The following is a 15,187-nucleotide window of genomic DNA, read 5'->3' as shown; positions in this document are numbered from 1 at the left end:
CGAGCGGGCGGTCGACGAACGCGCCGCGGGGGCGCCTCTCCCAGGGCCGGGCGAGCGCCGCGGCGCGTTCATCGACCGGCCGCCCGCCGGCGGGGCCCGGGGCCCCCGCTCACTCGGCGGGATACATCTCGTCGATGGTCCCGCGGAAGCGCTGCTCGATCACGTTGCGCTTCATCTTGAGCGTCGGCGTCATCTCGCCGTCCTGCACCGAGAACTCGCGGCCGAGGACCGTGAACCGCTTGATCTGCTCGAAGCTGGCGAGCTCCGCGTTCAAGGCGTCGACGTGCACCTTCACCTGGCTCACCACCTCGACGCTCGTGATCGCGTCGCTGCCCAGGGCGCCCCGCTCCTTCAGCTCGGCGAGCTTGCCCTCGGTCAGCGTGATCAGCGCCGAGAGGTACTTGCGGCCGTCACCCACCATGCACACCTGGCTGATGATCTCCGCCGCCTTGAGCCTCTCCTCGATCGGGAGCGGCGCGATCATCTTGCCGCCCGAGGTCTTGAGGATCTCCTTCTTGCGGCCCCGGATCTTGAGCTGTCCGCGGTCGTTCCACTCGCCGAGATCGCCCGTGTGCAGCCAGCCGTCCTCGAGCGCGGCCTCCGTCGCCGCCTTGTCCTTGTAATAACCCACGAACACGTGCCGGCCGCGGGTCAGGATCTCGCCGTCCTCGGCCAGCTTGAACTCGACGCCCGGCACGGGCTTGCCCACGGTGCCCGCGCTCTCGATGCCCGGCTCGGTCATGCAGATGACGCCTGTCGACTCGGTCTGGCCGAAGTCCTCGAGGATCTCGAGGTTCAGCGCGCGGAACCACGTCGAGATGTGCGGCGCGAGCGCCGCCGCGCCCGAGGCGAGCACCTCGGCCTTGCCCAGGCCGAGCGCCGCGCGCACCTTGCCCAGCACGAGCTTGTCGGCGAGCTTGAGCTGCAAGGCGTCGAGCGCGCTCGGCGCGCGCTGCGCGTACTTCGCCTGGGCCACGCGGGCGCCCACGGCGAGCGCCCACTCGGCCAGCTTCTTCTTGGCGCCCTTGCCCCCGCGCACCTTCGCCATCACGCCTTCCATCATCTTCTCCCAGAGCCGCGGCACGCAGAGCAGCAGCGTGGGCTGCACCTCGGGGAGCTCGATCGAGACGTTCTCGAACTTCGAGCAGAAGTTGACGGTGTAGCGCTGGGTAAGGCCCGCCCCGACGCACTGCAGCTTCTCGGCGATGTGACAGAGCGGGAGGAACGAGAACATCGTGCCGCGCGCGAACGGCAGGTTCCAGTACTTCACGACCATGTCGGCCGTGTAAGCCAGGTTGTCGTGCGAGAGCATGGCCCCCTTGGGGTTGCCCGTCGTACCCGAGGTGTAGATCAGGAACGCGCCGGCCCTGGGGTCGATCTTCGCCAGGTAGTCGGCGAACGTCTTCGCGCCCGGCTGCCCCGCGAGCGCGCGGCCCTCGGCCAGCGCCTGCTCGTACGAGATCGCCTTGGGAGAGATCGATGTGTCACCATCGAAGACGAGGATCCAACTCACGCTGTCAGGGACGGAATACTCGCCCTTCTCCCCGGAGATCTTCTGAAAGTACTCCTTGTTTTGCACCGAGAGCAGCGTCGCCTCGGTGTGGTTCAGGATGTACTGGATGTCTTTCGCGGTGGAGTTCGGGTAGAGGCCCGCCGACTTGCCCCCGACGAGCAGCGCCGCCAGGTCGACGTGGACCCACTGCGGGCAGTTGTACGAGAGGATCGCGCCGACCTGGCTCGCGTCGAAGCCCCTGGACTCCAGGAACAGCGCGAGGTGGTGAACCCGGTCACGGTAGTCGCGCGCGGTCAGCGTCTTCCACTCGCCTTGAGATTTGAAGCGCTGGGCCGGCGCGTCAGGAGATTCGTTAGCCCACTGTTCCAGACGGTGGAGGACGGTGCTCATTGCATCTCCTGCGGCTCAAGGCCTCGAGGGTCGCGGGGTGGCCAGGATGCGGGAGCCGCCGGGGCATTGTCAATCCGCGTCGAGGAGCCCCTCGAAGCGCTGGCGGCGAGCCGCCGGTTGTCTCGTTCCGCGTACCGCCCGGCCCGCTCGTCGCGGGTCACGGTTCGGCGTGGCCGCCCGGCGCCGCGGCCTGATACGATCCGATAAGGAACCTCACCTCACGTGGCCCGTCCATGCGGCATGTCCCCGAGCGCTTTCAGATCGTCCGGCGGCTCGGGGCAGGCGGCTTCGGGATCGTGTACGAGGCGATCGATCGCGAGCGCGGGGAGCGGGTCGCCCTGAAGGCGCTCGCGCGCGTGGGCGCCTCGGCCCTCTACCGCTTCAAGCGGGAGTTCCGGGCGCTCGCGGACGTCACCCACGACAACCTCGTCCGGCTCCACGAGCTCATCGGCAGCGGGGACGAGTGGTACTTCACCATGGAGCTCGTGCGCGGGGTCGACTGGCTCACCCACGTGCGCGGGCAGGGAGCCGCGGGCGGCGCCGCCTCGTGGCCCAGCCTGACCAGCACCGCGCCCCCGGACGAGGGGATCGATCTCGACGCCACGCTGGAGGAGCCGGTCGAGCGCCCGCCCGCGCCCTCTCCTGCCGGCGCCGCCTGCGCGGAGGCGCGCGCCGACGCCGACCTAAAGCGGGTGCGGTCCTCGCTCGTCCAGGTCGCGCGGGCGCTCCAGGCGGTCCACGCGGCGCGGCTCGTCCACCGGGACGTGAAGCCCTCCAACGTGCTCGTCACGGCCGAGGGGCGCGCCGTCGTGCTCGATTTCGGCATCGCCTCGCGCCTCTCGACCAGCGGCAGCGGGCAGAGCGCGACCGACGCCGAGCAGCTCGTCGGGACGCCGCGCTACATGGCGCCGGAGCAGGTGGGCGCGAGCGCCGCGGCGCCGAGCGCCGACTGGTACGCGCTCGGCGTGATGCTCTTCGAGGCGCTGGCAGGGAGGCCGCCCTTCACGGGCACGTCGATCGAGGTCCTCGCCGAGAAGCAGCGATCCGCGCCGCCCCGGCTCCGCGACGTCGCGCCGTGGGCGCCGGACGACCTGGCCGACCTCGTCGCCGATCTGCTGTGCGCGGCGCCGGAGCGGCGCCCCTCCGGCGCGGAGGTGGTGCGGCGGCTCGGCGCGGCGGGAGATCTCGCGGCGGGCCCCCCCGCCCCGGCGGCGCCGGTCGGTCGCGGCGGCCGCGGCCCGTCGCGCGCGGCGGTGGAGGCGCCGGCGACGCGGCCGCGGGAGCTCGAGGCGCTCGCCGGCGCGCTCGCGCGGGTGCGGGAGGGGCAGCCGGGGCTGGTCCTCGTCCAGGGCGCCGCCGCGGCGGACGGGGGCGCGCTCGTGCGCGCGTTCCTCGACCGCGAGGCCGGGGACGCGCTCGTGCTCGAGGGCAGGTGCCACGAGCGCGAGCAGGTGCCGTTCAGGGCGCTCGACGGCGCGATCGACGCGCTCAGCCGCCACCTCGTGCGGACCCCGCCGGGGGAGGCCGCCGCGCTCATGCCCCGCGGCGCCGCCGCACTGGCCCGCGTCTTTCCCGTGCTCGCGCGCGTGCCGGCCGTGCGCGCGTCGCCGCCGCTCCCGGCGCCGCGGAGCGCAGCGGAAGAGGGCGAGGAGCGGCTCCGGGCGCGCGCCTCGGCCGCGCTGCGCGATCTGCTCGGGCGGATCTCCGACCGGCGCGCCGTCGTCGTGTTCATCGACGACGCCCACGGGGGCGACGCGGAGAGCGCGTCGCTGCTCGCGGAGATCATGGCCTCGCCGGACCCGGCCGCGCTCCTGCTGATCGTCGCCTACCGCCCCGAGGACGCCGGAGCGAGCCCGCTGCTCTCGGCGCTCCGGACCTCCCCGGCGATGGCCGCGGTGCACACCGTGGAGATCGACCTCACGGGAACCCCGGCGCGAAGATCGCCGCCAGGCGCGCGGGGTTCCTGACGCCCTGGCCCGCCATCCAGGCGTCCGCGGCCTGGATCAGCGAGCGGCCCTCGTCCCCGCCGAGGAGCTGGCCGCGGCGGCGGCGCGCGCAGGCGGCGAAGAGGCCCATCCCGCGCTCGTCGAACGCGGCCGCGGCCGCCGCGAGGAGCGACAGCGCCGAGGCGGCCTGGCCCCGCTGCGCCGCGATGGCGGCGCGCAGGGACATCACCATCGGAGCGACCCACGGCGCGCCCTCGCGCGACAGCCGCCGGGCGTCGCGCGCCGCGCCGCGGAGCAGGGCCCGGCCGAGCCGCGCGTCGCCGGCGCCGTCGCGCGCGGCGGCCTCCAGCGCCGCGGACGCGCGCAGGTGATGGATCAAGACGCGGTAGTACTGGAACCTCGGCAGGAACGACCAGGCGATCTTGCGCCAGCGGTCCTCGATCCTCCGCAGCGCCGCGAGCGGCGCGCCGGCGTAGAGGTCGATGCGCCCGAGCGCCACGGTCTCCAGGCAGTCGAGGTGGTCGAACGCGCGGCGCGGCCAGCGCGCCATGGCGCCCAGCACCTCGTCGCGCGCCGCGTCCGGCCGGTCCGCGGCGAGCGGCACGATGTACGTGAGCCCCACCCGGAAGAAGCTGGCCGCGTAGAGGTCGCCGCGCGCGTCCGCGTCCGCGCAGCGCGGCGCCGCGAGGCGGGCCAGCGCGTCGAGCTCGCCGCGGTGGTAGTGGGCCACCATCATGAACCGGCTGGTGGTGCCCAGCTCCCACGCGACGCCCGCGCACCGCGCGCGCAGGAGGTCCTCGGCCTCGCGGCAGAGCTCGAGGCCCTCGGCCCAGCGCCCGGAGAGGCTCTCGACGACGCCGAGCATGCCCTTGTTGAAGGCGATGAGGTACGGGTCGCCGACCTTCTCCGCGAGCGCCGCCCCCGTGCCGTAGAGCCGGTGCGCCTGGCGGCGCCCCACGACGTGGTCCGTGCCGAGGTGCGCGATCTCGGTCGCGATGGCGCGGGCGAGGCGGTAGGGCTCGCCCGCGCGGAGCGCGAGGAGGAGGTGCCTCGCCTGGAACTCCGCGCCCTGGAGGACATCGGCCATGGCGAGCCCGACGGAGGCCGACCAGCAGATGTCGATGCGGGTCAGCGTCTCGGCCGGCAGCTCGCGGGCGTCGCGCTCCCGGAAGCGGAAGCCGCGCACGCGCAGGAGCAGGCGGAAGAACAGGAGCGAGAGCAGCACCGCCCACCGGCGCTCGGCGAGCCGCATCCCCACGGCCGCAAGGACGCCCCGGAGCGCGCGCTTGCCCTCCTCGATGTGCCCGCTCACGAGCAGCTGCTCGGCGGCGCACCGCCGCAGATCGAGGCTCTCCCGCGGCGGCGCGCCCTCGGCCGCGGCGGCGTACGCCCGGGCCGCCTCCGCGCCGCGGCCGGCGTTGCGCAGGGCGTGCGCGAGCTTGACCCGCAGCGCGCGCGCCTCCCCCGCGCCGGCCGGCGCCGCCTCGAGCGCGGCGGCGAAGTGCTCCGCGGCGCGATCGAAGGCGAGCGCCTCGGCCGCGCGGTCGCCCGCCTGGACCCCGTAGCGGGCCGCCTCGGCGGGGCGCCCGGCGCGCCGGAAGTGCACGGCGAGCGCGTCCGCGTCGGCCCGCCCCGAGGCCTCCAGGACGGCGGCGAGCCGCAGGTGGACCTCGGCGAGCTCCGCCGCGCCGAGCTGCGCGACGGCCGCCTCGCGGATGCGGTCGTGGAACGCCTCGAGCTCCTGCTCGCCGTGCTGCCCCCGCGCGCGCACGACGTTGCCGGCCCGGAGCGCCGCGAGCGCGGCCCGCTCCTGCTCGGGGGTGAGCGCCGCGGCCCGCCGCGCGTCGCGGAGGTCGAGCGGCTTGCCCGACACGGCGATGACCTCGAGCAGGCGCCTCGCCTCGGCGGGCAGGCGCAGGAGGCGGTTCGCGAGGACCGATCCCAGCCGGACGCCGCCGCCGTCCGCGCCGCGCGCCGACTCCGGCGCGGCCTGGCCCCGCACATCGCGCGAGAGCTCGATCACGAAGAACGGGCTCCCGGCCGCCTCCGCCGCGATCGCGTCGGCCTGCGCGGCGGCCCGAGCGCCGCCGCCGAGGAAGGCCAGCGCGAGGTCGCGCCCCTCCTCGGGGGTGAGCGCGCCGACGGCCAGGGAGCGCACGTCGCCCTCGTCCCCGTCGCTCGGGGCTGGCGGGAGCAGCCGCGCGAGGAGCTCGCTCCGCGCGGCGTCCTCGCTCCGGTAGCAGAGGAGCAGCAGGAGCGCGGGCGCGTCGGGCTCGCGGAGGACGTCGGTGAGGAGCGCGGCGCTGTCGGCGTCCCCCCACTGGAGGTCGTCGATGAACAGGACGAGCGGCCGTCGATCCGCGATCCGCGCGAGGAGCTCGCGGAGCGCGGCGAACCCGCGCCGGCGGAGCTCCCGGGCGTCCGGGGGCTCGATCTCGCGCCGCGGCGCCCGGGCGATCGCGTCGACCTGCCCGAGCACCGGGAAGAGGCGCACGACCGCGTGGACGTCGCGCGGCATGAGCTCGGCGGCCTCCAGCCTGGGGAGGCGCGAGAGGTGGCGGCTGAGCGCGTCGATCAGGCTGTCGACGGCCTTGTAGGGGACGGATTCCCGCTCGTAACAGCGGCCCTCGAGGATCACCGCGTGATCCACGCGCCCGAGCTCGTCGAGGAAGCGCCGGACGAGCGCGGTCTTGCCCGTGCCCGACGCGCCGTGGATGTGCAGGGTGGTCGCCCGCCCTCCCCTCGCCCGCTCGAACGCCCCGCGCAGCGCGTCGATGTGCCGCTGCCGCCCGACGAACGGCGCGCCGTTCCCGGCCGGCGGCCCCGGGCGCGCCTCGGCGAGCGGCGGCGCGCCGGCGCTGCCGCGGGCGTCGCCGCGCGGCGGCAGCAGCCGCCGGAGCACCTCGGGCGCCGGGGGCCGCTCGTCGGGGGCGCGGCGCAGCAGCTCCGCGCAGAGGGCGTCGAGGTCCTCCGGGATGCCCGGCGCGAGCGCGCTCGGAGGAGGCGGCTCTTCCGCCTGCTTTCGCAGGATGACGTCGAGCGCCCCTCCCTCGAAGGGCCGGCGCCCGGTGAGCGCCTCGTGGAGCATGACGCCGACCGCGTACCAGTCGCATGCGGGCGTCAGGGAGCCGGCCTTGGCCTGCTCCGGCGCCATGTACGCCGGCGTCCCCGCGATGTGGCTGCCGCTCTGGTCGATGGAGCCGCTCGAGAGCTCCGCCACGAGGCCGAAATCGAGGATGACGACGCGCCCCTCGCGCGTCACGAGCACGTTCGACGGCTTCAGGTCGCGATGGAGCTTGCCGGCCGCGTGGAGCGCGGCGAGGCCCTGGGCGAGCTGGAGGAGCGCGCTCCTCAGCGGCCCCCAGGGCGGCGGCGCAGCGGCGGCCGGGTCGCGCCCGGCGCCACCGGCGGCCGGAGGGGGCCACGCGGCCGACAGGTCCGGTTCCGTCGCGTCCGGGTCGTCCTGGGCAAGGCTGGGCGCTGTGGGGCTGGGCGCCGAGGCGGCGCGGGCGCCGCGGGCGCCGCTGGCCAATGAGCCGCGCACGGAGGAGAGGAAATCGATGCCCTCGATGAGGTCCATCGTGAAAAACCACTGATCGTCCTCGGAGAACAGCTCGTGGAGCGCGACCAGGTTCGGGTGGACGACCTCGGACAGGGCGCGGAACTCGCGCTTGAACCGGTAGAGCGCGAGCGGGTCGAGGCGGTGGAGCGACTTCAATGCGACGCGCGCCCCGCGCTCGCGATCCTGCGCCTCGTAGACGGCGCCGAACGCGCCCTCGCCGAGGCGGCGGCCGATCGAGAATCGCGCATTGCTGGGGGGCGTCCGCTGCATCGAATCGCTCTGCAGTGCCCGGCCTGCGGGCGGCGAGCCTACCACGCGGCGCGCGCGATTTTGCGCCGGATTCCGCGCCGGATTCCGCGCCGACCTGGAGCCTTGCGCGCCCTGGCGCCGCAATGCGAGAGTCGGCCGCGGGAGAATGAGCGAGGCAACGGCGTCCGGCGGCCCGACCCGAACAGACGAGGCGCCGCGCGGGGCCGACGAGGGCGGCTCGTACCTGCTCGTGGTGCAGGGGAGCTCCTCGTCGGTGCTCCGCCTGCCGCGGAGCGGCGTGGTGCTCCTGGGCCGCGGGCCCCGGGCCGACGTGCGCCTCCGCAACACCTCGGCGTCGCGGGAGCACGCGAAGATCGTGCTGCTCGACGGGCGCGCGCAGCTCGTCGATCTCGGCAGCCGGAACGGCACCCTGCTGAACGGCGTCCGCGTCGACGGCGCGAGGCCGCTCGGCTCGGGCGACGTGGTGTCGATCGGCGAGGCGGTCGTGGTGATGCGGTGCCCGCGCCCCGCGAAGAGCCGGCAGGTCCTCGAGATCGCGGAGCTGCGGCGGAGGATCGAGGGGGAGATCGACAGGGCGCTGCGCCACGATCGGCCGGCGACGGTGATCGCCGTCCAGCTCGGGGCGGCCTCGGCCCGCGAGGTCGTCGCCGGCGCGCTGGAGCGGGAGCTCGCGGTGACCGACTTCGCGGGCTTCGAGGCCGACGACCGCCTCCTCGTGCTCTTGCCCGAGGCGGACGCGGCCGCTGCGGGCCACGCCGTGCAGCGGCTCGTCGACGCCGTGCACGCCGTCGCCGCGGCGCCGAAGGTCGGCGTGGCGACGGCGCCGGCGGACGGCTGCGACGCGGACACGCTCGTCGCGTCGGCCCGGGCCGCCGCGGAGGTCGCGCGCCCCGGGCACCCGGCGACCGCGGCGGAGGCGGTGACCACGCTGGAGATCGGCGGGCAGCGCACGGTGCTCGCCGACGCGGCCACGGTGCGCGTGTTCGATCTGATCCGGCGCCTCGCGGCGACGGACCTGCCGGTGCTGGTGACCGGCGAGACGGGCTCCGGAAAGGAGAGCGCGGCGCGCGCGCTGCATGAGTGGTCCCCGAGGGCGCGGCGACCGCTCGTCACGCTCAACTGCGCCGCGATGCCCGAGAGCCTGGTCGAGAGCGAGCTCTTCGGCTACGAGCGCGGCGCGTTCTCCGGCGCGGCGGGCCCGAAGCCGGGCCTCCTGGAGCACGGGAGCGGGGGGACCGTCTTCCTCGACGAGATAGGCGATCTCTCGGCGAGCGCCCAGGCGAAGATCCTTCGCGCGATCGAGACCCGGCGGATCCTCCGGCTGGGCGACGTGCGCGAGCGCGAGGTCGACATCCGCGTCGTCGCCGCCACGCACAAGGATCTTCAGGGGGAGGTCAAGGCCGGCCGCTTCCGGCAAGATCTCTATTATCGCCTCGGCGCGGCCACGGTGATCTTGCCCCCTCTCCGGGAGCGCCCCCGGGAGATCCTCGCGCTCTCGCGGGCGTTCCTGGCCGACGCGTGCGCGCGCGCGGGGCGCGAGGAGATGGTCCTGTCGACGGAGGCGACGGAGCTCTTCACGGCCTATGCGTGGCCGGGCAACGTGCGTGAGCTGAAGAACGTCATCGACTACATCGCGGCGACGGTCACCGCGCGCATCGTCGAGCGCGGGCACCTGCCCGCTGCGCTCGCGGCCGGGCCGCCGCGCCCCGAGGGCATCCCGCCCTCCGTGGCGCCGGCCTCCCGCGCGGCGCCCTCCGCGAGGGGTGCTGGCCGGACGTTCCGGCCGCTCGCCGAGGAGGTGAGGGAGCTCGAGCGCACGCGCATCGCCGAGGCGCTCGCCGCTGCGGGCGGGGTGCAGACGAGGGCCGCGGAGGCGCTCCACATGCCGCTGCGGACCTTCGTGCTGAAGATGAACCGTTACGGCCTGGCGAAGCGCAGGCGGTGACGCCGCCAGGCGCGGCTCCGAGGGGACAAGGTGTCAGCATCAGCAGGAGACGACCCGGCGCCTCCCTCGTCGAGATCATCCCGTGAACGCCCCGGTCCGGCGGAGCAGCTCGGCGCGCACGCCCTCGGCGGTGAGCCATCCGAGCCCGCACCGGGCGAGCTGATCGAGGAAGCTCGCGAACTCCACCTCACCCCACACCGGCGCCCCGGAGCGCGTGATCTTGTCGGGGCCGAGCGGCACGTGGCGCGCGAGGAAAGCGTCCGCCAGGCCATCGGCGTCCGGGGACCAGGGGGCGGGAGCCGCCGGCTCCTGCGCCCAGTCGAGCTCCAGCATCTGGATGACTCCACTATCCCCGGCGACGATCATCGTCCGCGCATCCGCCGATATCGAGACCGAGGTCGGGGCCCCAGGATGGCGTATACAGCCGATCTCGCGCGCGGATCGCAGATCCCAGACCTGGATCTCGCCGCCCGCGCGGCAGATGACAGCGAGCGCGCCGTCCAGCGTCACCGCGAGGTCGCGAACGCCGTCCCCCGAGCCCGCGAGGGTCGCGCGCTTCTCGGCGCGATGCACATCCCAGAGCTCGAGTGCGCCGGATGGATGGCCCGTCATTAACCGGCGGCCGTCCGGCGACAGCGCAAGGACGCTCAGCTCGCACTCCAGCTCAAGCCTGCGCACGTCCAGTCCAGGGATGTGCCAGACCAGCGCGACACGGCCCTTGCCCACCGCCAGGAGCTGCCCATCTTCGCTGAAGCTCGGCCGAACCCGTGCGTCGATGGGTACGCCGTGGAGCTCGCGCCGCACGAGCCCGGGCAGGACGTTCGTCAGGTGGACGGCCCTGAGCGACGCGACCGCGATAAGGCGGGCGTCGTGGGTCATCGCCAGCGCGCCATTCGGGGTCTGCTCGGAGAGGCCGTGCTCGCCGGTCACGGTGTTCCACCATGTGCAACCGTCGGTCACCAGCACACCGTCGCCCGACAGCGCGATGCCGCGGTAGCCGAAGGAATCCTCCAGTATCCGGAGACGGGCACCAGAGCGCGGACTGAAGACCTCGATCCGGCTCCCTGTGCCGCGAACGAGCGCCACGCGTCCGTCGCGGGAGATCGCGGTATGATGCGCGACCGTATCCCTCCTGATCAGATGCATTTCCCGGATCTGCCGGAGCTCTCCGCGGCGCGGGTAGGCGCCCGCGCGAGAGAGCGGGGCGAGCACCTCGGCGCGGAGCGCACCGACCTCGGCTTCATGGGCGGGCAGGGCGGGATCTGTCCGGCTCGCCGCGTGATCGAGGTAAACCTGCATCGCCGCAAGGGCACGCGGCAGATCGCCAAGACCCCTGTGAGCACGGCCGAGCACGAGGCTGACCAGCGACTCTTCCTCGCGATCGCCCTCTGCGCGCGCGAGGACGACCCGCTGTTCGAGCAGAGAGACCGCCTCCTGCAACTTGCCCTGTCGAACCAGGAAGCGCCCGAGACGGCCGAGCGCGTGGGCCTCCACCCCGGGAGCTTCAGACCCGCCTGCGACCTTCACCTGTTCCCGGAGCACCGCTTCCCACTCGGCTTTGAGTTGCGGTGTCAGCGCATCCGGCGGGATCGCCTCGTAGAGATCGGCGACGCGCGCGATCGCGTCCAACCGTCTTGTGCGGTCACCGCTCCGCCGCGCCGCGACGAGTCCGAGCCAGCCCTCGACGATCGCGCGCTCGTGAGGGAGCAAACGAGCCGCCGCGAACGTGCGTGCAAGCGGGTGCAAGCGGCGTCTGTGCCCCGACTCGATCAGACCGAGCGTTAGAATCGCCTCGATGCCGCTGCCAACTCCGAACTCCGTCGCGTGGGCGCCGGAGGCGGCCAAGCCCACGAGGCACCGCCATGCTTCGTCGTCGGAGCTGGCGGGGAGCGCGCCGAGACGGCACCAGAGATCACGGGTGGACGGCGCGAGGAGATCGAACACGGCCGTCATCACGGCGTCCTCGGGGGTTCGGCTCCCCTGCGCCGTGGAGCTCAACCGGGCGAGGAAGTCGTGGGGATCGCTGTGGAGGCCCCGCTTGAGCACGCTGACCGTGATGCGGAGCGCGAACGGGGAGCAGCCACAGAGCCCGGCCACGCGCTTTGCGAGCGGCGCGCCGATGTGCGGCACGGCCGGCCACAACAGCGCCGCCGCGTCTCCGGGCGCGAGCGGGCCGAGCTCTCGCTCGTATGCGCCGGACAGCCCGAGCGACCGCGGAGCCGTGATCAACACGACGCCGTCGGTGTCCACCACGAGTGACTCGACCTGAGCGCGATCGCAGGCGTCGTCGAGGAGCAGGATGGGGCGGTCCCTGATCAGCGAAGCTCGGTAAGCGGAGATCAGCGCTCGATCGTCGCCTGACCCGCCGACCTCGACGTCGAGCGCGCGGAGCACGAGCCGCATCGCGGCGAGGGGCGCGAGCGGCGCATCGGTTGATCCCTGGAGGTCGATCTCGACGTACGGCCCGTGATGGGGCGCGAGCTCCTCGGCGACGCGGCGGGCGAGCGCGGTCTTTCCGACTCCATCCGGTCCAGACAGCACCACCGGCCCGCGTTCGAGGTGCTGGAGCACGTCGAGGAGCTCGCTCTCGCGGCCGATCAGGCCCACATCGACCTCGGGCTTGGGCGACCGCGCCTTGGATGCGGGACGGGCGGGCGCTGGGCTGACAGCAGGCCTCCGCGGCACATCCAACGTACTGGCCGAGGTCTCCTCCTCAGGACCCAACGCTACAGGGCCGGAACTGCTCCTAGGTACGTCCAACGTACCGGACATGGCCTTCTCCACAGAGCCGGGCGAGGCGGGGGGCATTGCACCGCTGCTTCGAGGTACGCGCTGGCCCTTCGGAGGGTCATGCACCGGGGCGAGGAGTCTCTGCTCGTACTCCGCCTTGAAAGCACGCCCGCCGCGGGGCCGTTCGGCCTCGGGCATGGAGAGGAGCTCGACCGCGGTCCGGAGCCCGCGCGCCACGCTGGCCCACGCCTCGTTCCGGTTGCGCCAGCTCGTGACGGGTCCGCCTTCGAACGGGAGCGGGGTGAGATCAGCGAAAGGTGCGCTCTGCCAGTCACAAGCGTGTACGAGGACAGGGATGACGACGGCCTCACCGGCCGCGTGCCGCGCGAGCGCGCGTGTCATCTCGCCCTCATAACAGGATTCGTGCGCCAGGTAGTCGGCGCTCACGAGCAAGAGCACGAGCCTCGCGGCCTCCAGGAGCGCAACGACCTTCGTCGTTTCCTCTCCGGGCTCGATGTGCGCCAGGTGCCAGGTCCTGATCAGCCCCTGCCGCTTCATGAGACTGATGTGCACCTCCAGCCGGGCCCGCTGCCGCTCGTCGGCAGGGGCATAGGAGATGAATACATCGATGGGCGCGGGAACCGCCGGGACGGGCGACGTTGCAGGCTCTCGTTGCGGTGTCACGTCGCGTGTCCCTGGCGGCTGGCCGGTCCGCCGCGGCGCGAGACGTCCGCCAGCGACTCGGGCGGGAGATGCTACGCCGGCAGGGTGAGGGAGGCAATGGATCGCCCGGCGTCGGGTTCGATGGCGCTGAGCCCCCTGCTGAGAGGCTCGCCGCCGCGCGACGCGGCGCGCGGCGGCGGGCGCTCGCTTGGGTGCAGGAGTTACCCGGGATTAGGTAAGAGAGCTGCCTAACCCGGTCTCGGGCGCGCTCCGATCGGGTACCCTGGCGACGTTCACTTCGAGATGACCTTCGTGCACGTCGCGCCGAAGTCGACGTAGCCGACCGGGCAGCTCCCCCAGCACACGGGGCCCACGCCGCTGTAGCCGGAGGCGCAGGCCGGATAGCAGAGACCCGCGTCGTATTGCTGGCCCGCGCCGCAGCTCGTCGGCACGGAGCCGGCGCCGCGCCCGTAAGAGCTCTTTCCGAAGATATGCGCGTCGCGCCGGCACGTGCAGCCGTCGTTGCTATACCCCGCCGGGCACGTGGAGCAGCCCTTGGCGAAGGTCAGGCCGCAGACGTCGTACCAGGGGCACGCGGAGTTGTTGGCGTTGATGATATGCGCGTCGCGCCGGCACGTGAGGCCGTCGTCCGAGTACCCGGCCGGGCAGCTCTGCCAGCACACCGGGCCGACCCCGTAGTAGCCCGACGCGCAGGCAGGATAGCAGAGACCCGCGTCGTACTGCTGGCCCGCGCCGCAGAGCGTCGGCACCGCGCCGACGCCGCGCCCGTAGCTCGGCTTTGCCACCGTGGAGGAGCACGTCGCGCCGTCATCGCTGAAGCCGGGCGGGCAGGCCGGCACCGCGGCGGGGGCCGGGACGGCGGGGTTCTGCACGTGGAGGCGCGCCTGGAAATCGTAAAGGCTGTGGATCGCGCCGGGGTTCGCCTCCAGCACCTGGATCATCGCGCCGTCGCCCACGACATCGGAGAGATCGAGCAGCGCGTTGGCGATGCGCTTCTCGTTCCAGTCCCGGTACTGGCTCGACGGGCACGCGGTCCCGGCGCCGCAGAGGCGGCCGCGCGCGCCGACCCGGGCTTGCTCCCAGTAGTCCGCGAAGCCCTCGTTGAAGGCGTACCCCTGGTTGGCGATCTCGGAGCCGTCGTGAGAGCGCCCGTAGACATAGGCCACGTCGTCACCATTCCAGTGGTTCAGATCCCCGTCGGCGACGTGCCGCACGCTGTGCCCGAACTCGTGGGTGATGACCCTCCGGCGCTCCGCGGCCGTGCTCCCCCAGGTGCTCGTGAGGAAGTCCGTGCGAATGTTGATGTAGTCGTAGAACGTGAAGGGCGTGCCCACGTAGACCCCGCTCCAGCGCAGCATGCGCAGCGCGTGCGCGGGCGGCTGGGCCCCGCGGGCGGCGTGGAAGTCGTGCAAGGTATCGACGCCGAGCCGCCAGAGCTCGCAGTCGACGCCGCTCAGCGTGACCACGTCGACGTCGAGATCGCCGCTCGAGCGCGGGCTGCCGGCGACGTCGGCCCCCTGGCCCCGCGGCGCGTGCAGCTCGTCCATGATCGTGAGCGGCGTCGTCACGCCGCTCGAGCTCACGACGCCGTCGTACGTCACGTCGAGGTGCACGCTCGCGCTCGCGATCGACGAGATGGGGATCCTGAAATCGCCGTTCGCGTCCGTCACGCCGCTCCCGAGGCCGGGAATGCTGAGCGGCACGAACGCGAGCGCGTTCGTGGTCGTCCCCGCGCCGTCCGGCGCAGCGCACTGCAGGCGCCCGATGACGGCCGTGGACGGCGGTACGCAATGGAGGCTCGTCACCTCCCCGACGCAGATCGAGTCCCACTGGGTGTTACAGCAGAACGGGTCCACCGCGCAAACGCAGCTCTGGACGGCCGCGTCGTTGCAGCCGGCGAACGAGTGCGGGTTCACGCAGTCGTTCACCTTGAGCTCGCTCTCGGCCTCGGCCGTCGATTCGGCCTCAGCCTCCGGCTCACCTGGATCGCCGAAGCCCTCCGAGCCCTCATGATCGCCCGAGGGCTCAGCGCCCTCGGGGACGGCGCACGCGGCGAACGCCCCCGCGGCGAAGAACAGCACGGCGGACGCACAAACCCTCGCCATCCCGACGTTTCGTGTCGATGACATGCCCCTCTCCTTGGTGTG

The 15,187-nt window shown here is 73.5% G+C and carries 6 protein-coding genes; 2 read left to right on the top strand and 4 right to left on the bottom strand.

All coding sequences use genetic code 11. The annotated features are described in order from the left end of the window. Positions 1-109 precede the first annotated feature (109 nt). Positions 110-1,903 (bottom strand): AMP-dependent synthetase/ligase, encoded by a 1,794-nt coding sequence (locus WMF11_RS05060; RefSeq protein WP_437907250.1) that lies wholly within the window; start codon positions 1,901-1,903, stop codon positions 110-112. A 233-nt stretch (positions 1,904-2,136) separates the two neighbouring features. On the opposite strand from WMF11_RS05060, the gene WMF11_RS05055 reads away from it, so the two are divergent. Then, positions 2,137-3,870: a protein kinase domain-containing protein gene (locus WMF11_RS05055; protein ID WP_437976617.1), complete on the top strand. Its 1,734-nt coding sequence runs from the start codon at positions 2,137-2,139 to the stop codon at positions 3,868-3,870. Here the strand turns inward: WMF11_RS05055 and WMF11_RS05050 are convergent. Then, entirely contained in the window at positions 3,821-7,681 is a 3,861-nt protein-coding gene (locus WMF11_RS05050; RefSeq protein WP_437976616.1) for a serine/threonine-protein kinase, read from the bottom strand. The two genes, WMF11_RS05055 and WMF11_RS05050, sit on opposite strands and share 50 nt — an antisense overlap. A 145-nt stretch (positions 7,682-7,826) precedes the next feature. On the opposite strand from WMF11_RS05050, the gene WMF11_RS05045 reads away from it, so the two are divergent. Then, a complete protein-coding gene (locus WMF11_RS05045; protein WP_437976615.1) occupies positions 7,827-9,626 on the top strand; it encodes a sigma 54-interacting transcriptional regulator in 1,800 nt (599 codons plus the stop codon). A 75-nt stretch (positions 9,627-9,701) separates the two neighbouring features. Here WMF11_RS05045 and WMF11_RS05040 read toward each other — a convergent pair whose 3' ends face one another. After that, on the bottom strand, positions 9,702-13,040 hold the full coding sequence (locus WMF11_RS05040) for a TIR domain-containing protein (RefSeq protein WP_437976614.1): 3,339 nt from the start codon (positions 13,038-13,040) through the stop codon (positions 9,702-9,704). Between the two features lie 272 nt (positions 13,041-13,312). After that, entirely contained in the window at positions 13,313-15,169 is a 1,857-nt protein-coding gene (locus tag WMF11_RS05035) for a hypothetical protein (protein WP_437976613.1), read from the bottom strand. Positions 15,170-15,187: the final 18 nt, after the last annotated feature.

Source organism: Sorangium sp. So ce295 (assembly GCF_051527405.1).
In the GTDB taxonomy this organism is placed as follows: Bacteria; Myxococcota_A; Polyangia; order Polyangiales; family Polyangiaceae; genus Sorangium; species Sorangium cellulosum_B.
This window is presented reverse-complemented; position numbering and strand designations above follow the sequence as displayed.

Excerpts from the sequence above, each read along its gene's own strand:
- WMF11_RS05060 (WP_437907250.1), bottom strand. The coding sequence starts at position 1,903 with ATGAGCACCGTCCTCCACCGTCTGGAACAGTGGGCTAACGAATCTCCT.
- WMF11_RS05055 (WP_437976617.1), top strand. The coding sequence starts at position 2,137 with ATGCGGCATGTCCCCGAGCGCTTTCAGATCGTCCGGCGGCTCGGGGCA.
- WMF11_RS05050 (WP_437976616.1), bottom strand. The coding sequence starts at position 7,681 with ATGCAGCGGACGCCCCCCAGCAATGCGCGATTCTCGATCGGCCGCCGC.
- WMF11_RS05045 (WP_437976615.1), top strand. The coding sequence starts at position 7,827 with ATGAGCGAGGCAACGGCGTCCGGCGGCCCGACCCGAACAGACGAGGCG.
- WMF11_RS05035 (WP_437976613.1), bottom strand. The coding sequence starts at position 15,169 with ATGTCATCGACACGAAACGTCGGGATGGCGAGGGTTTGTGCGTCCGCC.